The sequence below is a fragment of the Gimesia alba genome (assembly GCF_007744675.1).
Classification (GTDB): domain Bacteria; phylum Planctomycetota; class Planctomycetia; order Planctomycetales; family Planctomycetaceae; genus Gimesia; species Gimesia alba.
The window spans coordinates 7634832-7657740 of sequence record NZ_CP036269.1 but is presented as its reverse complement, the minus strand read 5'-3'; the positions used below and the strand labels follow the sequence as shown (position 1 = coordinate 7657740).

Here is a 22909-nt window from a genome sequence, read left to right as displayed (position 1 = left end):
GACACCTTTTATTGCATCTATGATTCCAGTTGCAAGTCCTGTTGAGTCGATGTCGGAATCACCAGACATATCAAAGCGACTGCTGCACAGAATAATCCCAGCAGCGAACCAATGCCAAGACCGGCCTTGTCCGAAAACAGTACCACGCAGATGGCCATACTGATCCATGTAAATCCGAACAGCGCGGTAAGCCATTGAGCAAAATGCGGTACTGCAAACTGCACCGATTTGTGCATGAGCTGTAAGACATTCGCAACAATGGCGATACTTATGACGAGCCAGATAGGGGTCTTGATAAAGAGAGTGATATGGCCATTGAATCCGGTCACGTTAATGTTACCGATGGGAAAGGGGAAGGAAATGGGATTTCCGAGATCGCCATTGACAAGCTGACCATTGAGCTGTACTCCGCTTATGGTCATCCATGTGAGTGGGAGCGAGATCAGGCCGGCGAGAATGGCAAACACGGCTGCGGTATTCTTTAGCGGTTGGGTTATCATCTAATCCCTGTTCTCATTTGCTTCACGGAAAAAAATTCGGGTTTTTAATAAATCCATACGATGGGAATTCCCACCCAGATTACGATATAACCCAACGCAAGCAAATAGCAAACCGCAAGCCCGGCGAAAATTCCCTCCAGAAGATACTTAAAAAAGGCACCAAGGGCAGCGATCGGTAAGCCGGCGCTGAAACCGAGTCCAAACGCCCAGGCAAGATTTGTGAGTCCGAGATGCAGATTTTGCGCACTGAGATAGAGGTGCCACGTCGCCGCTGCCAGCATGCCGGTAAAGAAAATTAACAGTAGTTTTAAAAAGTTGATTGACTGTCTGGACATTTTAATAAAATGAAATCGTCCCTGTGCTGCGGAACCATTTTAAATCAGTTCTCGCATCGGCTGGGTCGGGTCGACCAGATACGTGGGACGTCCTGAAAGATCGGTTACCGTTGTGGTGTTCACGTCGATCCCCAAGTTGTGATATAGCGTGGCAAACACTTCGTTGAAGCCGACCGGGCGATCTTCGGCATGTTCAGCGAAACGGTTTGTGGAACCAATCACCTGACCGGTGCGCATGCCGCCTCCGGCCAGCATGGCGCAAGACACCTTCGGCCAATGATCCCGACCGACCTTGGGGCTGATCCGCGGCGTACGGCCGAACTCTCCCCACACGACTACGGAAACGTCTTTGTCCATCCCCCGGTTTTGTAAGTCCTCCATCAGCGCGGTCAATCCCTGGTCGAGCATCGGGAAATGTTCTTCTTCATGCTCGAAGATCGTGCCGTGCGGCTTACCATGCCAGTCCCAACGACCGTAGGCCAGCGTGACGCAACGCACACCCACTTCCACCAGACGTCGGGCCATGAGAAAATAGTCGTTCAATAACGGTCCCGCGTCGCCGTAACCGGCTGGCTTGGTCGAGCCGCGCCCATAACGATCGCGTAACTTCGGATCTTCCTGGGACAGGTCCAGTGCCTGAGCCAGTTTGCTCGAGGTCAGAATGCCAAACGCCTGTTTCGTATAAGCATCGATCCCCTGCATGTCTTCGATCACTTCTGCCTGGCGGCGCATATTATCGAGCGAGGCCAACAGCGATTTGCGATCGTCCAGGCGCTCCGCGTTGACACTGTTGAGGATCATGTCGGCTTTGCCTTCCGCGCTCGGCTTGAAGGCGGAATGCGCGACTCCCAGAAAACCAGGCTGTCCCACGTCTGCCCAAGGGGCGTTCCGCATCTTCGGCGACAACCCGATGAAGGGAGGCACCGCTGGATCAGTCCCCCCCTGCAATTTCGACAAGGTCGCCCCCAAAGAAGGCCAGCCTCCCTGTGGTTGCCGACTGGACCTTCTGCCCGTCATACACTGGAACGAAGCATGACGCCCTTCGGAACCGACCATCGAACGAATAAACGCAAACTTGTCGGCCATCCGGGACAGCCGCGGCATCAATTCGCAAACCTCAATGCCGGGAACGTTGGTGGCGATGGGCTCGCGCGGCCCACGAATTTCAGATGGTGCTTCCGGTTTGAGATCAAACCAATCCTGGTGCGGCGGGCCGCCCGACAGAAAAATCATGATAACTGATTTATGAGAGTTCGGTTTGCCGGAGAGATCCTGCGCCCGCAGAATTTGTGGTAACGACAGCCCTCCCATTGCCAGCGAACCGATCTGCAGGAAATTCCGCCGGGAAATTCCGTCACAAAAACGATGCTGTTTGCCACTCTCGATGGTCAACATAGAGTAAGCTCCCTGGAGGCAGGTCGTTCTGAGAAAAAGTGATATCAACCAGCGTCTCTGTAAGCTGCCATGATAAAAGGGATTATCGGAAACATCAACATGTTTTGATGAGTAAAACGCGCAGAACCGGGACGCCGTTATCGCGAATGATAGTCAGAGGAATCCGCGAAAGTGGTTATTTCCCTGAGGTGCAACGACTTGCGCTGTGGTTTTAGCTGGGAAAGCAAAAAAGTGAGCGGGTCGGCGCTAGCCGCCGTTTTTGGGTTAGGGGTGCTGGTTCACAAACGGTGGCTAGCGCCATGCCGCTCACTTTAAGTTGTAGTGAAAAGAAACTTACCCCTTGCGCAGCTCGCTGAACGCGCTTTCCATCGCGTGTTGCATCATCAGGCCGTCGTTGGCATACACGACCAGTCGAGCGCCCTGGCGGATGGTGCGGACGGCCTGCTTTGTCGTGCCGAACCAGCAACCGGCGGCGACGTGCTGTTGATTGGCCACGTCGATGACTTTCTGGATGGCGGCGATCAGTTCGGGGTTGTCATATTCGCCGGGGATGCCCATGTTGGTCGTCAGGTCGCCGGGACCGACGAAGACGGCGTGTACGCCGGGAATCGAACAGATTTTTTCCAGGTTCTTGATACCGGGCACCGATTCGATCATCGGAATGAACAGCGTGTTCTCGTTCTTTTTCTCGATGTAGTCAGCCGTTTTCTGATTCACGAATTTACCCGTCTTGAGCACCTTGTCCAGCACGATCCCTTTCAACGGCCGATAGACGGCGGCGGCCGCCAGTTGTTGTGCCTGTTCGTATTCTTCGACATAAGGCACGACGACGCCGTCAAAGGTATCACAGACGCGCGCCACATCCGCAGCATCGCGACTGTGCGTGCGGGCCAGACAGACGATGCCTTTGGAATTCAATGCATACCGTAGCGGCAGGAACTCGGCGAGATCGAGGGTCGTATGTTCGGGCGTGACAATCACAAAGTCGAGCGAGTTCTTCGGTATCGACTCAACCATCGCCGGCACCACGGAATACTGAAACAGTGAACCATAGACGGTTTCACCTTTGATCAGTTTGTCTTTCAACTTCTTCACCAGCATAGCCGCCGCACCTCATCAACAGGGAACAGGAAGGAATTCGCCATAAACACTCATTCCATGATGCCGGGTGGGGATGCGGATGTAAAGAAAAAGAGGTGGGATTGTGAGTTTCAATCCGATACAAACTCTTGCAATATTCGGTAGTCCGGTTCACGAATCCAGGCTGTGAGCAGCGATTTCAACTCCGGTTCCTGGAGTGGTCTGGTAACATCGTATTTCTCGGAGCCAATTGTCCAGCCATCGTAGAGTTCTTCTAGATAAAGTGCGTGCTTCCATCCTGGAATGTCTCCCGGCTGTTCCACTGGTATGGGATCGACGTGAATACATACGATTTCCGCCTCCTGTAGTGGATCCAACTTGCGGACCACAACATTGGCTCCCAAGTCTTTCACGAAGTGGATGAGTTCTGTCTGATTCATCGTTCTCTTTTTACCTAACGCAATTCGTTCTGTTTACATTTCTTCATCGTCACAAATACGCTCCAGCTTTTCGGACAGTTCCTGAAACGCGTCCCTGGCTTCCCGGATCGATGTTCCTGCATGCAGATATCGGTAGATTCGAATGGCTTCGACTTCCTGTTTCTCTTTGACCGCCCGTAATAGTTCCTGTGAAACTATTCTGCCTGAAGCCAGCCCAATATTGGGTAACTCTGGTGACCAGTTGCCCCAGTCCAGTGATTTTCCATACTGACCCCAAATATGGTCATCCTCATGGCAACGAAATCCAAAAATTCTGTGATACTTGAGAAATGGACAGTGACTACATTTCTCCGGGACATACACTTTGCTTTTAATGAATTCATCTTCGACAAGAACAGGCTCACAAGTTCCTTCCCTGTGACAGGGACCGTAATCTAAAGACAAATAGCCTTCAACCTGTTCCACTACGCGAACACATTCCCCTTCAAACAGATTCGCACATTCATCACACTTGCGCGGAATATACATTGTAAATTCACCATGAATGAATTTGACCGGACCCAGCGGACCTTGGATTTCACATTTGGGAAATGCTTTACGATACATTTTCAATCACTTAACACTTTGAATTCGTTGGTCGTCAGGATTACTCTTCCTCAGGATAAAGGGCACTATAAAGCGCGTCAAACGCTGCTGGCAGCTCGGGCAAGGGTTGCAGTTCTTCTGCTTCCGGATCTTCCGGCAGCGGTTGAAAATCGATGTATCGCAGGTTCAATGTGACGTCGAATTCGCCAAGCGTCATGTCCAGCAGGATGAAGGCCGCTCCCATCATTTCCTCCCGGTTCTCCTCGGTGAGGTCCGGGGCAAAGAGAATCAAATCAATGGCGCCCTCTTCGGTCTGGAGCCAGAAATAAAAGTCATTCGCGTTCAATTCTCTGTCACCAAACTGCAGGCCGAATTGAGTTACATCGATTCTCTGGCGAAACGGCGTAAACGTCCAGCCGGGAAGATCGGGGGCATTTTCTGTCAGCGCCAGCACTGCGGGAAACGAATCCTGAATTCCATCGGCACTGATGACCAGATCACGGACCCCTTCTGTATCCAGAACGGAAAGTTCAAAGGTCAACCCGTCATCGACTTCATACAGCCGCTCCCCCAGTTCCTCCATCAACTCTGCCTGGTGATCCTCGAAACTGTGAAACCGGTTGAGATTGGTTTTAAACCATTGCCAGAACGAGATCACCTCTGACATGAGTTCCGAATTCGAGTTCATAGCGATACCCTTTCAATGAGAATTGCGTCGAGAATGCCTGCGAACTGAACACGCTATCATGCCCTGCCCAGAATCAGAAGTAAAGAAAAACCGTAAGAATTGGAAGAACAAAGAAGATCTTTGAAAATCAATTTCTTGACCATCTGAAAACGCTGATTCCAAGCCAAGCTGAAAATTCATATCACCGTTTCTGCATTTGACACCGTACACGGTCTCGTTACAGTTACAGAAATGAGACGGGCCGAGACGCGCGTGATCTTCTGTGGGTTTGATTTGTAGAGCGCAATCCGGCCGTTATCCCCTCTTCCATCAAGGTTTGTCATGACAGACAGTAATCACACCGAAACCGACACCAATTCCCCAGAAGAGCCTGCCAGCAGTGAAACGGTTCCTGCCACGAAGGAATTAAAACCGCTGCGGATCTGGCCGCCGATTCTGTTGCTGATCGGGATGGTGCTGACACGGTTGGCGCCGCGGCTGGTGGAGTCGGATACGGCACTGCCGATCATGCTGTCGGTGTTTGGTCCTCTGGTTTGTGGCGGGCTGATCCTGGTGTGGTGGGTGCTCGCCAGCCGTGCGACATGGAAGGAAAAGTTGATGGGGCTCTTTGTGGTTCTGTTGGCAGGCGGAGCGACGCTGGCGTTAATCGATCCAACCATGCAAGGACCGGGAGCCATGCTGATTACTGGGCCGATGGGGCTGGGGCTATTTGGGATCGTAGCGGTGCTGGTGTCCCGTATGAAATCTGTGAAGCGAACGTTAATTATTGTTACCTGCTCGGTACTCGGTTTTGCCTTTTCACTGTTGCTTCGCGCGGAAGGAATGTGGGGTGACTATGATATGGGACTGGCCTGGCGCTGGACGCCGACGGTGGAAGACAAGTTGCTGGCAAGAGAAGACGTGACGCCTGACGCAGATCAGACTGTTCTGACGGCGGCGATGGAGTCAGCGCTGGCGAAACCAGAGTGGCCCGGCTTTCGCGGTGCGTTGCGCGATGGGATCTTGACGGGCGTGTCCCTCGAAGACGACTGGAACCCGGAAGTGGGTAAGCCGCTATGGAAAATTTCGATCGGGCCCGGCTGGTCTTCGTTTGTGGTCGCCGGCCCGCTATTGTTTACACAGGAACAGCGGGGCGAGGAGGAATTGATCGTCTGTTACAACGCAGAGACGGGAGCCGAACTCTGGAAGCGGGAGATCAAAGCCCGTTTTTTTGATCCACTGGGGGGACCCGGTCCGCGGGCAACGCCCGTGCTGGTCGACGGCGCACTGTATGTGCAGGGGGCCAGCGGGCACGTATTACGACTCGATCCACAGACCGGCAAGATTGTCTGGCAGCAGGACATTCGCAAAGTGGCGGATCGAGAACCGCCGATGTGGGGTTTCAGTTCTTCGCCGCTGGTAGTGGACGGAATGGTTTTCATCTACGCGGGCGGTAAAGAACAGAAAGGGCTGTTGGCCTTTGATGCGGAATCGGGAGATTTAAAATGGTCGGCGCCCGCCGGCGACCATTCTTACAGCTCCCCTGCTCTGTTGACGATTGAGAATCAACCCGTGATTGCCATGCTGACGAATAAGGAACTCACGCTGCTCGATCCCGCTGATGGCACGGTCCTGTTGAAGTATGACTGTCCCTCGGAGGGGCAACGTACGTTACAACCCCAGCTGGCTGGCGAGAATGAAATCATGATTGCGACCGGCATGGGAAAAGGCATTCAGAAAATTCGCGTTACGAACAACGACGGAAAATGGACGGCAGAAGAGGTTTGGATTGCGCCCCGACTCAAGCCGGACTTTAATGACTTCGTAATCTACGACGGACATGCCTACGGCTTTGACGGCACAATTTTCACCTGCTTTGATCTCAATGATGGCAAGCGCAAATGGAAAGGCGGCCGCTATGGGAAAGGCCAGGTACTGCTGGTCAAAGACTCCGGGCATTTACTCGTGATCAGCGAACAAGGCGAAGTTGTATTGCTCAAAGCAGACCCATCAGGGCATCAGGAGCTGGCGACGTTTTCTGCCCTGGAAGGCAAAACCTGGAATCATCCGGTGCTGATCGGAGACCGATTGTATGTCCGCAATTCCGAACAGGCGGCTGCCTATCGACTGCCGGTAGTGAAATAAAGAAAACCCGAAGAATTGAGGAACGGTAGGAAGTGTGTTCTATTCATCCAGAAATGTGAATCGTTTTTATTCAGAGAGAATGACGACCCGCGCATCGACGTTGAGCACTTGGGTACCATTTTCATATTGAATGAACGGCTCGTCCCAATGCGAGTGGCCACGAACGACCAGGGAAACCAGACTCTCTGTGATCAGATCACGTACACGAGCTGATCCTTGCTGATGTGGTTGTGTTCCCCTCGGTCCATCATGCGTCAGCAGCACATCAGGAGATTCTTCCAGCAGCAACTCGAGGGCAAACAGATAGTCTTCTTCGCTGCGTCTTTGATACCGCTCGGGATTGCCGATGATGCCTCCCAGGCCTCCGAGTCGCAGTCCTTGCAGCTCAATCGACTCGCCATCCAGATAATATAGGTGACGGGGAAAACGGGGCGGTGCGTCTTTCTTTTCGCCGAACATATCATGATTGCCGGCGACACCGGCCACCCAGGAAAATTCGTCACCAAAGGCACGCCAGACCGAGCTGACATCACCTGTTCCCCCTCGTTTATCGAGTGCGGGGACGGTATAGAAATCGCCGGCTAAAAGTGCAGCGACACGAGAGGGAGCTGTGATCTCGAGTTCCGGAAGGAACTCTTTCACCATGCGTTGCGGCAGCACTTCGCCGAGCAGCCGTAATGGTCCTCCCTGCGATTCCTGAAACCGTTCGCGCCCCTGCAGATCGGCTGTGACGATGATGGCATCCAGACCCTTCGGAAGTTGATCGACGCGCGCATGGTGAATCGGCAGCCGTTCCTGATAAAAAGAACCGCCGCGACTTCCGGCATTCAGATAGCGGAATTCTGTCAGTGGTGTTATTGGAAAGTCGATGATTTTCATAACAGCCAGACAAAATTCGTTGAGGGAAGGTTCAGCCAGTGACATCTTCAGGAGATCGTTATCGTGCACCTCCAGTAATATCGAAGATGGTTCTGGACACTTGCTTAAGCTACGATAAGATCAGAGTCAGAATCATAGTTGCGTACTTTTCGGGAAGTTGAGTCTGATGAACCAGTTATCACAAGAACTATCGGAAAGACTCAAAGCAGCCAGCGATGAATCGATTCCGCTGAACGAATTTGTGGAAGCGTGGTTGTCGCGTCCCTTTTCTCTCACTCCCTGGGCCGCCTGGACGTTGTTTTCACTGATCCGGCACCGCCCGCGGCAGGAGTTCGTCGCGGAAATTGTCAAGCACCGGCTGGGTGTAAAGCTGGAAGCGCTTGCTGAAGAAGGTTACTTTGCCCACCCCAAAGGAAAAGGGCGCGGCCTGGTGCCTGGGCTGGAAGAGTGGGAATATGACTTGCATGGCATCGGCTGTTGTGTGACTCACCGTGTCAGCGGGGAATCAATCGACGTCGATTTTTTTGATGAGAGTGCCGACTGGATTGCGCTCGATTTTTATAAATATTATCTAAGCTCTCTACGTACTCCCGAACTCTGGGAACAGCGGGTGATCGCATTGCATCCCGGGTATGACACCGTCAAATATGCATTGGACGAGCTTTTGGATACCGGCCTGTTGGAGCAACACTCCACGAAGGAGGCTGCACGTCTGGCTTTCGATGAGCGGGCGTTTTCAACGCTGATGAATCTGTTCGAGAAAACTCGAGACGAAAACGAATCTTTGATTCGACTGGCGGCTGTGCTCGGCGATGCGCCGCTGGTAAAGCAACTGTTGAAGCCTGAGCAAGTCAAACCGATGATAGAACAAGCCGCCACACAGGTCATCGAGCAGCGAGAGCAGTTTCTGGCACAACAGTTCGAACAGAGCATTGATCAAACACTGGCATTGAAAGGCTTGCAGGAACATCAGAGCCCGAATTTAGATGATTATCTAAAACGAACCTTGAACGGCGAAGACTCTGATACAATTTCGACGGCACTGAAATTCATTGTGAAATCGAAAAACGTTGTCTGGTGTCCGCTCATCTTTGATCTCATGCAGCGTTTTGATCCTACTGGTGGTCCCAATGAATTTCCACAACCTGAGATCTGGTCACAATGTCTGGAGTTCCTGCTACGTCACAATTATCGGTTTTCGGAAACGTCGGAATCCCTTCGTGAGGTCCATCAATATTGTCTCGGTGAGGCCACACTGCTTGCATTGGAATTTAAGCCTGAGTATGCCCTCACGCTCTTTCGAAAAGCACTCAGGTCAACGATACCAAACAATCGAGAAATTGTTGCTGCCGTCTTAGCGATCCTGGATCAGCCCTGGAGTCGTCGGGAATTGCTAGCCGCGCTGGCTGAATCTGAAGAACAAGAGCCCACACAGGAAATCCGGGCCGCCATTCTGCAGACTCACTGTAACAGCGCGCATCAGGTGGTCCTGAACTGGGAAGAACGAAATCCTCGAGAAAAAGAGGCCGGTGAGTGGATCACCGTCGATGAGTTTCATACTCGTAGTATCCCCCATTTCTTACAATGGCAGATGGAAGAGCGGCACGATCGGGTGTTACCACTGCGCTCCGTTGTGCCGCCTGAACCTGAATCGAATTAAGCGTATCTGGAGCTAATCCCGTGTTCATCCTCTCCCGCGGTCCTGGACAATCCATTCTGATTGACGATTTGGAAGTTTCCGTCGGCTGGATTCGCTTCAACAAAGTCCAACTCCTCATAGAGGACCCCGAAACAGAGACACCGGCGAAACCGATTTTGTATCTGAACGAGAAAATCGAACTCGCCATCGGGATTTCGATCATCGTGATTCAAATTACTGCCGAGAAAGCGCGTCTCGGCATCGAATCACCACCCGGGACGCAAGTGACACGCAGTGAACTGGTCTGAAGGAGAGACAGGAGCGGTGGTCGGAACTACTGTCTTTGACAGGAGTTGGCTCATTAATTCCTGTCGAAAACCAGATTGATTTGCTCTGCTTGAAGAATCCTGAAAACCGTCTGAAAAGATCGCCCGTACAGATTCTTTTTCATTATTTTGTTGAACAAAGCCGATTTTAGATGTTAAATTGGACAATATAGATAGTCTATGCCGCTGGGGAAGCGTGGCGCTCGTGGCCCACTGGGTCGACCATAATTCATTTTGCATCCGTCGAGGTAAGTCGAATGTTAGTGCTGGCAACGGTGTGCATCTTCTGCCTGTTTTGTTTCGCGTTGCTCAATCTCTACTGGGGTCACAAATCGGCCCGGCTTTACCGCACTCATCTCAATCAGAGTTCGGAAAGTGATTTTACGCCCGTCGCAACAGTCATTCTTTCGCTGCGCGGTAATGATCCGTTTCTGGCTCATTGCCTGGATGGTTTACTAAATCAAGATTATCCGGAGTACGCCGTAAAAATTATCGTTGATCACGTCGACGATCCAGCCTTGGCCTTTGTTAATCAATATCTGGAACAACACACGCATCCGCATTGTGAAGTCATAATCCGGGAAATCTATACGGGTGCTTGTGGGTTGAAAAATGCATCGCTGGTTCAGGCCATGAAAAATCTGGATGAGAACGTAGAAGTGGTCGCCTGGCTGGACGCCGATGCGGTACCACATCGTAGCTGGTTGAGAGAGCTTGTCGCGCCATTACAGAATTCGCAAGTTGGTATTGCATCGGGGATCCGTTGGTATACGCCACGCGATTCGAATCCCGGAACGATGATTCGGCATGCCTGGAATGCGGCTGCATTGGTTCAAATGATTTCGCTGGAAATTGCCTGGGGAGGTTCGATTGCCCTGAGCCGTTCTGTTTATGAAAACCCGTTGCTCTCGGAGACCTTGTTGAAAATGCTATGGGACGACACCGGGCTCAAAGCGGTCGCTGTTGAATTAGAAAAAGAAGTGGCTTTCGTGCCTGCTGCCACGATGACGAATGCCGAGTCGATCCCCTTCCGTTCCTGCTTTCGTTTTATAACCCGCCAGTTAGTCAATACTCGATTCTATCATTCGAAATGGTGGTTGATTGCGACTGTGGGGTTCGGCATGGCTTTTGCCCAAACAGTGCTCTTGATCCTCGGATTGATCTTTTTAGTACAAGGAAATCTGTTTTGGGCAGGACTCTCTGCGGGGAGCCTGCTTTTTAGTAACGGTTGTGTGGCAGCCTCTATCTATCGCATTAGTCTTTTGATTCATCAGACAGTCCGTGCGCGGGGAGAAAATTTCCAACGGCAACCGCTGAGAACGATGGGTTATCTGTGGATCACACTGTATATTTTCAGTGCGGCCCTGTTCGCTGCCATGAGAACCAAAATCATCAACTGGCGCGGCGTGATTTATCATGTTCCTTCTGCATTCGAGATTCAGATCACGCATTACGAGCCCTTCCAGGAAATAAACGAGTTGCAAGCCCCACTCGAACTGGAAAATATCTCGCTCTGATTCTTCAAAGATTCTCCAGATAGTCGGCACTCGAGCCCAGAATGAAAATCTGTCTGCGCAACAGTTCCTTGATCACACGCCGACAATCGATAAGATACATCAAAAGAAATCTCAACCAAATCAATTCTCAGCACAGTGGCAAGACTGTTGGCTGACAGTGATCACCTCTCAGATAAAATAAAGCTCAAATATGTTTTCTGAATCTACCTGGAGTCGAAAGAGCATCGGCGATGTTGATGTTGTATACCACGATGGTTTGTATCATCTGTTTCATTTGGTACTTCCTAACCATGACTTCATTGCGCATGCGATCAGCGATAACGCGTTGAACTGGCGGCGAGTGGATAACGCCCTGTTTATCGGTGATCCGGGAAGCTGGGACGATTTGATGCTCTGGACCATGCACGTCTCTCCCGATCCGCATCAACCGGGGCGCTGGCGTATGTTTTACACTGGTGTATCGCGCCGAGATCAGGGGAAAAAACAGCGGCTCGGCATGGCTGTCAGCGACGATCTGTTTCACTGGCAGAAAGCAGATACCAACTGGGTGGACGAGCGCGGGCATTCTGATCCCCAGATTGTGAAAGAGGTGCGAGAGAGACTGAGATCTTCCATCTCTAATAACATCAAAGCGAAGCAGAACCCGGAAAGCTGTATTCCTCTGAAACCGGATTCGCAGTATTACGAATCGTCGGTCGATTCGGAGCGAGGCTGGGTCAGCTTTCGCGATCCGTTTTATTTTCGGGAAGAAGATCAGGGATGGCTCTTGATGGCGGCACGCGTGAACGAGGGACCGTTGATCCGGCGGGGATGCGTGGGTTTAATGGAAGAGGTCTCTCCCAATCAGTTTCGCGCCCTGCCACCGCTGCATGCGCCGATGATGTATGACGATATTGAAGTCCCCAACCTGTTCCAGATCGACGGCGATTACTATTTGATCGGCAGCCTCCGCGAAGATGCCAAGATTCGCTACTGGCACACGAAGGACCTGGAGCAACCCTGGCAAAACTATTATGACAATGTTCTGCTGGCGAAAGGAAATTATGCCGGCCGGATCTGCCAGGACGATAAAGGCATCCTGCTCTGGAATTTTTATGTCAATGATCCGCTGGACCGGACTACGAATAATCTACTGCCCCCTCCTAAACGGCTGGTGAAACGCCGCAACGGGCAGCTGCGTTTGAAAACGTTTGAAGGGATCGAGAGTCGAGTTACCGGTCCGCTTAATTCGCGGTGCCTGCATACCCTCAAAGGAGCCCGGGATGAAGCCTACTTCTGTCTCATTAATAGTTCGCTGGAAGTTATCAGTCAGGCCGGTTTCCAGGGGTTTGTCTTTGATGAGGAAATCAACTGTTTTCAGATGCGATGTCGCTTTTCGATGAAGGGAGCCGGGAAATGTGGCATTCTTTGTCGCGTCGATCCGGAGACTCACGACGGGTATTATGTGTCGCTCGATCTGATCAAGGGGATTGCCCAGTATCGTTCCTGGAAAACGGGACCAGAAAAATCGGGCGAACACATGATGCAGTTCCAGTCACTGCAGGATGGATTCTGGAGTTCGGCCGATCCCAGAGATGTGGATGTCAAACTAATCTCTTTCGGCAGCTATCATGAATTGAGTATCGACGGCAACATCATTTTATCGTTGGCAAATGAGGACTTCAGCAGCGGCCTGCTGGGCTTTTACGTTGAATCCGCGTCGCTGCACATTGATCATTTGGACGTGCAGCATCTGAAATCGCCGACTCAGACCGACGAACATTTAACCACAGGCTGGGCTGCAGAGGGGCAGGAAAAATAAGTCCTTCTACCCGTTCATCAACTGCAGAATCAAATTATACGCGGTTCTCAGTGCCAGCAGTACCGAGGAGATCAAGCCGATGAACCCCAGGATTTTCATCCAGGCGGGGATCGCATTTTCGCCTTTCATGTCGGGGCGGGTGGCGAGCCAGAGCATGGCGATGGCCAGCATCGGGATGCCTAACACGGTTAGAGATTGCGCGAAGATGATCAGCCCCATCGGCTTGGCTCCCATGCGCTCTGTGTAAATCGCGACGCCCATTCCCACCAGTAGTGCGAGTACCGTGAACAGTTTCGGCCACTTTTGATCGATGTAACCGCCCAGCCCGAAACCATCGGCCAGAATCGAGCCTCCGATCATGGCGTTCACGAGGAAGGAACTGAAGGCCCCCGCGAAGATACCCAGCGAGAAAATGATCATCGCCGATTTTCCGAACGCAGGCTCCAGACTCTTCGCGACATCTGCTACCGATCCCAGGGTTTCTACTTTCGGATTCTGGTACAGAACTGTGGCAGCCGTGATCAGGACCATCATCGTGATCAGACCCAGCACACTAATGCCGATTGTGGAATCGACTAGTCCCTGCTGCAGGTTTTCTCTCTTCCAGCCCTTTTGCCGAACCAGATACGATTGATAAAAAGCACCCGCTACCGAGAAGGTCGTTGCATACAAGGCGACGACCGGTGTCATCACGTCCTGGATACTTTTGGTCTTATCCCATTCGGGCAGGGAGGGAATGAAACCGGAGATCGCGGCGACCCAGTCCGGTTTGACCTGAAACAGATTGATGGCAAATGCCACAATCATCACGCCGACCAGCAACTTCATCAATTTTTCAATCAAACCGTAAAGATGCTTAAATCCATACAACACCAGTATGATGAAGGCATTCATTCCGATGATGATGCCGATCGAAAGATTACTTTCATCTTTAATAAATGGTTCGACCGCCGCCAGAACGCCCAGGTTATTACTGAACTGAAAACAGGCGGCGATTAAAAACAGAATGATGCCCGTCGCCGCAGCAATCGGGCGGTTGGCACGATCGGCCAGCTCATCACAAATCGTTCCCTTCAGTTGAATTCCCAACCGGGCCGACAACGCCGTCATCGCGATCATCATGATCACTGCAATCACCAGCACCCAGATCATCTGATACGCATAGGTGTGCCCGATTTTTGACGCCGAAAGAATACTTCCCGGTCCCAAGACGACCGAGGCGGTAATAATCGCGGGACCGAGACTGCTCAGGATGCGCATAAACGGATTTGTTGGCGGCTGGTCGCTCATTTTGATACACCGTAATTTCTAAAGAAAAGAAAGTAATAGGCTGCATCTTAACAAAACGGGCCTCGAAGTTGAGGCTTCACCGGGAAATTTTATTCAAAACGGTCGTAAATGACGACTTCTTCCAGTGGTAACTGCCCTGCCCGTTCATTGGCCGGTCGAACGGCTTTGCCGACGACGATAAACATCGAAATCAGATAATCTTCGGGTAGATTGATCAGTTCACCCACCTTGTCGAAATCGAAACCATCCATGGGGCAGGTATCGTAACCCATCTCTTTCGCGACCAGCATCATGGTCTGCGCCGCCATCCCGCAGGAACGCAGTGCTTCATCCCGCTCGGCTTCGGCATTATCCTGATAATAATTGAGAATCATCGGGACTAGTGCCTGCTGTACCGGCTCGGGGGCATTCCGCCAGTAGCGGTCCGGATCTTTTTTCCACGCCTTCAGATCCGCACAAAGTACCACCAGCAGCGAAGCGTCGGTTACCTGTGCCTGATTCCAGGATGCTTCCCGGATTTTTTGCCGTAACTCCGGATCCTGCACCACCAGGAACCGCCAATGCTGAATATTAAACGCGGTTGGTGAGAGCATCGTATAAGAAAGCAGTTTGTCGATTTCTTCCTGGGTCATCTGGTGTTCGGGATCGTACGATTTAACCGAACGTCTTTCTTCAATTGCCTTTAAGGTGTCCATTGTCTTTCACTTTTCTTGACTGTCACTCGGGAAACGTTCGCTTGAAAACCAAAACCATCATAGGCAGAAGACGAGCTGAATCCTACTCTCGGCCGAAAATCACGGGCTAGAATTTGCCGGTTTTGGTAGATTTTCCGCTTTCTGAAACGGGATTCTTTCCAGAACCAACATTGTCGCTGCTGAAAAATCCCCATATAGTTCTCTGTGTGGGCTACCGAACGTCATTCAGGGATGAAATTACCAGATCGCATTCAACACATTTGTAGCGCCTCACGTATCAAGATGCTGGGCCTGACTGAAGGGCACTGGAAACGCTACGATCAACCCACATTCGGGTGCATCCTGCACAAAGGAATCAAACACAGGATCGGATATGTCCCAACCAGATACCGCGAATCAGACGACGAAAAAAAAGACCTCTTCAAAAAGTCAGGAAAAACAACGGGGCTCCGCGGGCCGCATCTTCTTTGTCCTGATGATCGGCCTCGCCCTGCTGCTCTGGTTGGCGCCGCTGATTATCTCCAACACCTCAATGAAAAACTCGATTCTGCCGCTGGTTCTCAAACGTTACCCGGGAGAAATCTCAACCGGCGCGGTGACACTGAGCTGGAGCCAGCCGGTCGTCTTTCAAAATGTTGCCCTCAAAGACTTCGAAGGCCGGGACGTCGTTCGCATCGATCAGATCGCCACAAAAAAAACGCTCTGGGAATTGGCCACCGATCGCAAACATGTTGGTGATGTCAACGTGGATGGCATCACTTCGCTGACGTATGTGAACGAACATGGGCTTGCCAATCGAGACTTCTTGACGGCGGTTCTGAAAAAGGGGACCAAGGAACATCCGGAAGGGGAGCCAGGCAAAGAGGACGAAAAACCGAAAACAGGCACCCAGCAATCATTGACGTTGCATATGTCTGATCTCGATTTATGTGTCGTGAACGGCGATGCGGAAGAGACCCCGTATCTCACCGGCATGGCCATCACCGTCACCCGTCCCGAGCAACGGACCGAACCGATTCTAGTTAAAGGGATCTGGAAAGAATCAGCGACCGAAGAGGGCGAACAGATTGATCCTGCCAAAATCGCCTTCGCAGTCAGTATTGTTAATTCCAACGAGCCGGATGCTTCCCGCTCGGGGGCGCTCAAATTCAAAACCGAGTTCTTTGATCTCAGCCAGTTAACGCCGCTTGTCAGTGCACTCTCACCGGGGGCGCACCTGGCTGGTAAATCGAATTCCGAAATGGAAATCAAATGGTCGGGTTCGAAAGAGTCACCCCGCTTTGCTGTCAAAGGCAACTGGGAAGCGAGCCCTTTTCAGTTTACAGCGCCCGAGTGGATTAGCGGCGATCAAATTCAAAGCGAAACCGCACAGGGAAATATCGATGTGATGGCCGCCAATGGTGTGCTGTATTTCAAAGACGCCCATATGCAATCCCAGTTCGGAGAGATGACACTCCAGGGAAATCTCAACTGGGACGACCTGACCGACGAAAGCAAACGCGAAAAACTGGCCGGCCTACTCAACTCGCGATTGAAATTTTCCGGCAATCTGAATCTGGCAGAAGCCGCCCGTCAGCTTCCTGAAACCATTCATCTAAAGCCAGGCATGCAGATAACCGGAGGTACTGTTGATTTCCAGGTTTCCAATTATGATCCACAGAAACCAGAACAGGCTGAGGGGCAGGATACCGTCTGGCTTGTGGGGCTGAAAACATCCGACCTGACGGGCCGCAACAAGGGACGTGAAATCCGCTGGCAGCAACCGGTTTCGCTGTTGATGCAGATTGCCCGCACTTCGAATTCATTTGATATTCAATCGCTGCGCTGCACGTCCGACTTTCTCAAACTCACCGGCAATGGTAATGCCGATCATTTGAGGATTCATCTGGAAGCAGATTTGAACCAGCTTTCCAATCGCCTGGAACAGTTTGTTGATCTGCAGGAGATCGCCCTCAAGGGTAAGATGGATGGTGAAATCAGCTTCGACGTGACCGATCAAAAGTGGGAAACCCTTTCGTTTCTGCAATTTGAAAACCTGCAACTGGCACTACCCAATCGACGGGGCTGGCAGGAGCCTTCACTCAAACTGACCGTTGAGGGAGCGGGCAAGTCGGGTGAAAAACAGATCCACGTAGAACGTTTTATTGTGACACTGGTCGCCGGCGACGATGCTTTTCAGGCGAAACTCGAACAGCCGACCACTGTCAATCGAAAGCGGGACGACTCTGCGAAACCGGAATTGCTGCCGTTCAAAATTCAATTGAAAGGCAAGCTGGCTTCTTGGGCCGATCGCGTGCGACCGCTATCCAAACAGGATCTGCAGCTGGCCGGTGATGTGCAGTTCGCTTCGTCGGTTTCGTTTGGTGATCAATATGTCGCGCACGAAAATACCACGATCAATCTGACCAACGTGCGAGTCTTTACTCCTACACTCTGGATTGATGAACCGCGGGCCGAAATTAAAACCGCCGGCAGTTGGGATGAGCTACACAAAACATTGAAAGCATCTGAGTTTACCTATCGGGGCAGTGCCCTGGTTGTGAATGGCGAAAAGCTGGAAGTTGAACTGCCCCACGATGATATCCATACGACGTCACTGGTGGGGTCCCTCTCTTATAAATGCGACCTGCATCAGCTCTCACGCTGGTTTCAGAATCCGGCCGAGCCACCAGAGCAAAAATATTATGGTCTGGTCACCGGTCAGGCGAACGTGATCGTCACCGAAGAGACCCGTATGGCAAGCTGGCGGACTACGATTGCCGACTTCGCTATTGAAGCGCCTCTTAAGCCATCAGCAAATTCGCAGAAGCAGCCTGTCGCCAGCCAGCGCAACCCCGGTTGGGCCATCAGTTGGCAGGAACCGGAAATTCGCATCGAAGGGGATACGCAGCAGGATTTGAAATCCGACACGCTCACGTTAGACCGGATGTCGATTCAATCGGAAATGCTGGATCTGAGTGCCAAAGGGGAAATCCGCGATTTCAGCACCACGAGAGATGTCCGCCTGGCGGGTGAAGTGACGTATGACTGGCAAAACCTGACGCCGCTTTTACGCAGTAAGTTGGGGCCTGATGTCAACATCGTCGGCAGGGAAACCCGGCCGTTCAGCTTAACCGGGCCAATGGGAACCGCGCATACAGAACGAATTCAGGAAGTGGTGCTCAACGCACAGCCAAGGCCATTACTCCCTGACACGCGGCCTCTGTTTACGCCGACCGATCGTTACATGGCACTCAAGGGGAATGCCGGTATCGGCTGGGAGCAAGCAAACATTCGTGGACTCACCAGTGGAAAAACCAATATCGAAGCCCGTATCAAAGACGGGCAGATTCATATCACTCCGCTCGACCTGCAGGTGAGTGGCGGCCGTTTGAGGCTGGCGCCCATCGTGCGGCTCGATGTCAAACCGGCGGCACTGGTTTTCGAAAAGGGAGCCGTGATTGATAATTTCCAATTCACTCCTGAAATGACCCGCAACTCGCTCCGCTTTGTCGCTCCGATGCTCGCCAACAGCACGAATATTCAGGGACAGTTTTCACTGAGTCAGGAATTCGCTATCATCCCGATTGATGAACCGAAGCTGGGCGAAGCCAAAGGGACGCTGATGGTCAAGTCGGCCCGCGTAAAACCGGGGCCTCTGTTTGACGCGTTGTCGGACAAAATCAATCAGGTACTCGCGATCGTCAACATTAATCGCACCGGCAGGCTGATCGATGCGGATTCCGTGTTTATGCAGGTTGATAATCAAGCCGTCCATTACCATATGATTGACGGCCGCGTCTATCACAGTCCGTTCGAAGTGCATATGAAAGGCATCACCGTCCGCACCACCGGTTCAGTTGGCCTGGATGAATCACTGGACCTGATCGCCGAGGTCGGTTTCACGAACATGCTTTCAGAAGACAAAGACCAACCGGTACTCAAATCACTCATCAGCCGCCCCTTGAAACTGCCCATCGGCGGTACCTTGAAAAAACCCAAGGTCGATATGCGCCAGGTTGGCAACTATGCCAAACAGATGGGCGTCAATGCGCTCGATGCCGTACTGGGGAGCGGCTTCGGCGAACAGCTGCAGGGCCTGTTCCCCGAACGCACTCCGGAAGAAATGGAACGCATCCAGAAAGAGCGTGAGGAACGCAAAAAAGAACGGGACAAACGCCGCGAACAAAAACGCCTGGAACGCCTCAAACGCAAACAGGGGCTGTGAAAACAACAGATCCGGATAGTATCAAAAGCACTAATTTATGAGCGGCATGGCGCGAGCCACCGTTTTTGAAACAGCAACCCGAACACAAAAACGGCGGCTCGCGCCGTGCCGCTCACATGCGAATAAAATGACGGTATTCCTTATGCTTCCAGAAAATGAAGTACGAATTGATTCTTATCGATTAGAAGACGGCGGAGTTTCGTTACATTTAATTCACATCCCGACCGGAATCAATGTGAGCGATGATCCTTGCGATACACCCTATCTCAAGCGACTCACGAGTTTACACGAAATACTGGAACGATGCGTCCGTCTGAGAGTAAGTGAAGGGCCATCCGGTTCCTGAAAAACTGAGCGGTATGGCGCTAGCCACCGTTTTTAAAATTGCAACCCGAACACAAAAACGGCGGCTAGCGCCGACCCGCTCACAGTAGGAGCAGTTGAATCAAAATGCGTCGTATTCAAATGACAGGTCTCCTTTTGCTGATGGGATTCTTCCTGCCAGTTCCACAGGCCGAGGCGGAGACCGCGCTGATCAAATTCGGTAAAGAGACCGAATGGAAATACCAGGATGACGGCAAGGCGTTGCCTCCCGGCTGGGTGCAGCCCAATTTTGCAGATGAGAAGTGGTCAACAGGTTTGGCGCCGCTCGGGTTTGGTGATCGGGGTTTGAATACGATTGTCCGCTTTGGTGATGATCCGCAGAAAAAACAGATCACGACTTACTTTCGGCGCGCGTTTCAGATTGAAGATCCTGATAAATTGAAAAAGCTCGTGCTTCTGATTCGCAGTGACGACGGTGTGGTGGTCTATCTGAATGGTAAAGAGATCGCTCGCAATAATCTGCCTGCAGGTCAAGTGACTGCTGAAACGACCGCCATCAAAGCAATCGGCGGCGTTCTGGAACGGCTCTATCAGCGTTTTACTGTCAGTACGGATAATCTCGTCTCCGGGACGAATCTGCTTGCGGTCGAAGTCCATCAGGCGAATCCGAGGAGTTCGGACCTCTTTCTGGACCTGGAATTGCGCGGCTATCAAGATGAAAAAGAGTTGCGGCCCACTCTCACGCCGCAGGCAAAACCGGCTACTGTTGCTTATCACAGCCGACATTACGTTGCCCCGAAATTAAAAATTATAGACGGTTATGTCGACGGCGGACGGGGCATGCAACTGAATGATCAGGGACAAGCCCGTTCACGGCGTGAATTGCTGATTGTGGACCGCAGCCGTGATGCGTCGCTCAGAAAACATCTGGAGTTTGCGAAGTCTGACGAAATCAAATCCCTGGAGCCGGTCAAACGGGCGTTTCGTCTGGCAAAGTATATTGACCAGAGCATGACACTCGAGAAAGATAACCGTTATACAATGGCGGCCGTTGTATTGTTGACAAAGGAGTATGCCAACGAAGGCGTGTTGATTGGTGATGTGACCCGTATCTGTGGTGCCGGGGTCTGCCGCCATCGTGCCCTGCTCTTCAAAATTCTGGCGGACGAAGCAGGACTCGACGTGGCACTGGTTCGCGGGAACTTTGGCGATGCCGAGCGTAGAGAGGGCCACGCCTGGAATGAACTACACCTGAAAGACGGACGGCGGTTTGTGGTCGATGTGATGCACCGGCGGATGATTCCTATTACCGTGGAAGCGAACGTAGCGACTCGTCGTTATCTGACGGTTGAGAATAAACCCTGGTACGAACTGCCAGAAACCGCTCTACCATTGTCGGCCCCCCGGCCCTGAGTGCAGGCCGGGTTGGTTTCATTTTCCTGAGTCATTGCGGTTACTGCTGATCGAGAATCTCTTTCAGTTCGCCCATCATTTCTTTAGAGCGGTTGTTGACCGTGTGCATGGCCCGGTCGACTTTGGATTGCGCCAGCTTCGGCTTGGCGTCGATTTTTAACAGTGCCCGTGAGAACTGGTCGGCGGGGTCGGCGTCGATGTCGAACAGCCATTCCGAGAGGCCGATGTCGCGAAACATCCAGCGTTTGAGGCCGTGTCGCGGGCTCGCCAGATGCATGGTGGGAGTGCCGACTGCTAAAGCGATAATGCAGGAGTGTGGTTCCATCGAAACGACAGCAATCGCCTGTGCATAGACCGAGGCGGCTTCGTCAACGTTCCAGAACGGATCGCGATTCACGACATACGGCTTCACGTCTTCAGGCAGTTTATCGAGAATCATGGTCTGGGCGTGGATGATTTCTTTGTTGACTTCGGGAGCGAGCAGGACTTTCTTTTTCGTTTTACGGACCCAGTCTGTAATCACGGCCCGGAGTTTTTTCGTCCAGAGTTCGTTCTGTGCGAGATCTTCTTTGCTGGGGTTTGCAGGGTTCATCGACGTACTTTTTTTCGCACCGATTTTGGGCGTATTGCTGCGAAGCGTGACGGTGATGAATTCTTTTGGTTTCAGGTCATGGGCTTTGAGCCAGGCATTGGCTTTTTCTTCATCTCGCACATCAATGCCGAAGCAGCCATCGGGGCCAAAGGCAAGGGATGGCGACGTCACGCCAATCTTCCGCAGATAATAGAACGATTCGACATCGCGGGTATAAATGGCGGCAGCGCGAGAGAGGAGTTCACTCATTTTCTCTTCGTCTTCTGGAGCGAAGCCGTCAAAGGATTGGCCATAAAGGACCAGCGGTTTGTTGGTCGCGGTGCAGGCTTCGATGATGTAGATCGGCGGCGGCCAGAACTGGTTGAAGTGCATGCCCGAGTTGTACAGAAACAGATCCGCTTCGTCGAAGGCTTGCTGGAATTCGGGATTGTTGGCTTTTCCGCGTGCGTTGAGTCTGCCTTGAACGATATGGACTTTGGGAAATCGTTTTTTGAGCATCGCAGTGACTTCAGGTGTGGTGCGATGTAGCCAGAGATTCACTTTGACGTCGGGGAGGTACGTTTCCAGATAACGCAGTGTGCCGGGGGTATGGCCGATATCGCCGATATTGACGGTTTGCCACCCGGATCGCATCAAAATGGTTTTTTGTTTGGGCTCGGCAGCCTGTGAAAGGGAACTAGTCAGCAGCGGCAAAGCGGCGAGCAGAGTTAAGAATAGACGACGACTGAGAGTAGGCAGGTGGGACACAGGCGGGTTTCCTCTGGGTGGGTCAGCGATAGTAACAAACTTTGAATATCAACGATGCTTTTCATCTTAACTGGCTGGGGAGGCAGGGAACATTGGTTCTGAATTATTTAATTTTGTTTTTTTGATGTTCGGCTGATTGTGACATCTGAACGATTGAAGAGTGCGCTGATGGAGAACCTGTGCGATCCAAGAGATTACACTCTTACTGACCACTGAGCGATTTTCACCTCTATGAGTTCCATGCTCTGTGTTAGAATACGCTGTTGTTTTAAGGCAAACTTGCTTTACTGCGAGAATTTTCGTCTGACGGGCAAAGTTTGATTTGCTGGAAT

General features: G+C 51.9%; 18 protein-coding genes. 7 read left to right on the top strand and 11 right to left on the bottom strand.

Annotated features, from left to right (window positions below; all coding sequences use genetic code 11):
- Positions 1 to 17 precede the first annotated feature (17 nt).
- From Pan241w_RS28705 to Pan241w_RS28675, 7 genes are all read right to left on the bottom strand, one after another.
- Entirely contained in the window at positions 18 to 500 is a 483-nt protein-coding gene (locus tag Pan241w_RS28705) for a hypothetical protein (RefSeq protein ID WP_145222912.1), read from the bottom strand.
- Between the two features lie 44 nt (positions 501 to 544).
- The gene (locus tag Pan241w_RS28700) at positions 545 to 835 is read right to left on the bottom strand and encodes a hypothetical protein (RefSeq protein WP_145222910.1); all 291 of its coding nucleotides are present in this window, start codon (positions 833 to 835) and stop codon (positions 545 to 547) included.
- 39 nt (positions 836 to 874) lie between these two features.
- Positions 875 to 2230 (bottom strand): DUF1501 domain-containing protein, encoded by a 1356-nt coding sequence (locus Pan241w_RS28695; RefSeq protein ID WP_145222908.1) that lies wholly within the window; start codon positions 2228 to 2230, stop codon positions 875 to 877.
- A 333-nt stretch (positions 2231 to 2563) separates the two neighbouring features.
- On the bottom strand, positions 2564 to 3331 hold the full coding sequence (locus Pan241w_RS28690) for an HpcH/HpaI aldolase family protein (RefSeq protein WP_145222906.1): 768 nt from the start codon (positions 3329 to 3331) through the stop codon (positions 2564 to 2566).
- Between the two features lie 110 nt (positions 3332 to 3441).
- On the bottom strand, positions 3442 to 3750 hold the full coding sequence (locus Pan241w_RS28685; RefSeq protein WP_145222904.1) for a hypothetical protein: 309 nt from the start codon (positions 3748 to 3750) through the stop codon (positions 3442 to 3444).
- Between the two features lie 33 nt (positions 3751 to 3783).
- Positions 3784 to 4356, bottom strand: coding sequence for a hypothetical protein (locus Pan241w_RS28680; protein ID WP_145222902.1), 573 nt, complete (start codon positions 4354 to 4356; stop codon positions 3784 to 3786).
- A gap of 40 nt (positions 4357 to 4396) precedes the next feature.
- A complete protein-coding gene (locus Pan241w_RS28675; protein WP_145222900.1) occupies positions 4397 to 5023 on the bottom strand; it encodes a hypothetical protein in 627 nt (208 codons plus the stop codon).
- 321 nt (positions 5024 to 5344) lie between these two features.
- Between Pan241w_RS28675 and Pan241w_RS28670 the strand changes: the two genes are divergently transcribed.
- Positions 5345 to 7147 carry a PQQ-binding-like beta-propeller repeat protein gene (locus Pan241w_RS28670; RefSeq protein WP_145222898.1) on the top strand — a complete coding sequence of 601 codons (1803 nt, stop codon included), beginning with the start codon at positions 5345 to 5347 and terminating at the stop codon, positions 7145 to 7147.
- 66 nt (positions 7148 to 7213) lie between these two features.
- Here Pan241w_RS28670 and Pan241w_RS28665 read toward each other — a convergent pair whose 3' ends face one another.
- A complete protein-coding gene (locus Pan241w_RS28665; protein ID WP_145222896.1) occupies positions 7214 to 8071 on the bottom strand; it encodes a metallophosphoesterase in 858 nt (285 codons plus the stop codon).
- 121 nt (positions 8072 to 8192) lie between these two features.
- Between Pan241w_RS28665 and Pan241w_RS28660 the strand changes: the two genes are divergently transcribed.
- The 4 genes from Pan241w_RS28660 to Pan241w_RS28645 all read left to right on the top strand — a co-directional run bounded on the left by Pan241w_RS28660 (position 8193) and on the right by Pan241w_RS28645 (position 13309).
- On the top strand, positions 8193 to 9686 hold the full coding sequence (locus Pan241w_RS28660; RefSeq protein ID WP_145222894.1) for a DUF6896 domain-containing protein: 1494 nt from the start codon (positions 8193 to 8195) through the stop codon (positions 9684 to 9686).
- Between the two features lie 20 nt (positions 9687 to 9706).
- The gene (locus Pan241w_RS28655; RefSeq protein WP_198000216.1) at positions 9707 to 9973 is read left to right on the top strand and encodes a carbon storage regulator; all 267 of its coding nucleotides are present in this window, start codon (positions 9707 to 9709) and stop codon (positions 9971 to 9973) included.
- 275 nt (positions 9974 to 10248) lie between these two features.
- Positions 10249 to 11508, top strand: coding sequence for a glycosyltransferase (locus tag Pan241w_RS28650; protein WP_145222890.1), 1260 nt, complete (start codon positions 10249 to 10251; stop codon positions 11506 to 11508).
- Positions 11509 to 11698: 190 nt separating this feature from the next.
- The gene (locus Pan241w_RS28645) at positions 11699 to 13309 is read left to right on the top strand and encodes a glycoside hydrolase family protein (protein WP_145222889.1); all 1611 of its coding nucleotides are present in this window, start codon (positions 11699 to 11701) and stop codon (positions 13307 to 13309) included.
- A gap of 6 nt (positions 13310 to 13315) precedes the next feature.
- Here Pan241w_RS28645 and Pan241w_RS28640 read toward each other — a convergent pair whose 3' ends face one another.
- Positions 13316 to 14599, bottom strand: coding sequence for an Nramp family divalent metal transporter (locus Pan241w_RS28640; RefSeq protein WP_145222887.1), 1284 nt, complete (start codon positions 14597 to 14599; stop codon positions 13316 to 13318).
- 89 nt (positions 14600 to 14688) lie between these two features.
- A complete protein-coding gene (locus Pan241w_RS28635) occupies positions 14689 to 15294 on the bottom strand; it encodes a nitroreductase family protein (protein ID WP_145222885.1) in 606 nt (201 codons plus the stop codon).
- A gap of 373 nt (positions 15295 to 15667) precedes the next feature.
- On the opposite strand from Pan241w_RS28635, the gene Pan241w_RS28630 reads away from it, so the two are divergent.
- A complete protein-coding gene (locus Pan241w_RS28630) occupies positions 15668 to 19501 on the top strand; it encodes a hypothetical protein (protein ID WP_145222883.1) in 3834 nt (1277 codons plus the stop codon).
- Between the two features lie 450 nt (positions 19502 to 19951).
- Positions 19952 to 21238 carry an EDR1-related protein gene (locus Pan241w_RS28625; RefSeq protein WP_145222881.1) on the top strand — a complete coding sequence of 429 codons (1287 nt, stop codon included), beginning with the start codon at positions 19952 to 19954 and terminating at the stop codon, positions 21236 to 21238.
- 40 nt (positions 21239 to 21278) lie between these two features.
- On the opposite strand, the gene Pan241w_RS28620 is transcribed toward Pan241w_RS28625, so the two are convergent.
- Positions 21279 to 22577 carry a polysaccharide pyruvyl transferase family protein gene (locus Pan241w_RS28620; protein WP_145222879.1) on the bottom strand — a complete coding sequence of 433 codons (1299 nt, stop codon included), beginning with the start codon at positions 22575 to 22577 and terminating at the stop codon, positions 21279 to 21281.
- Between the last annotated feature and the right edge of the window lie 332 nt (positions 22578 to 22909).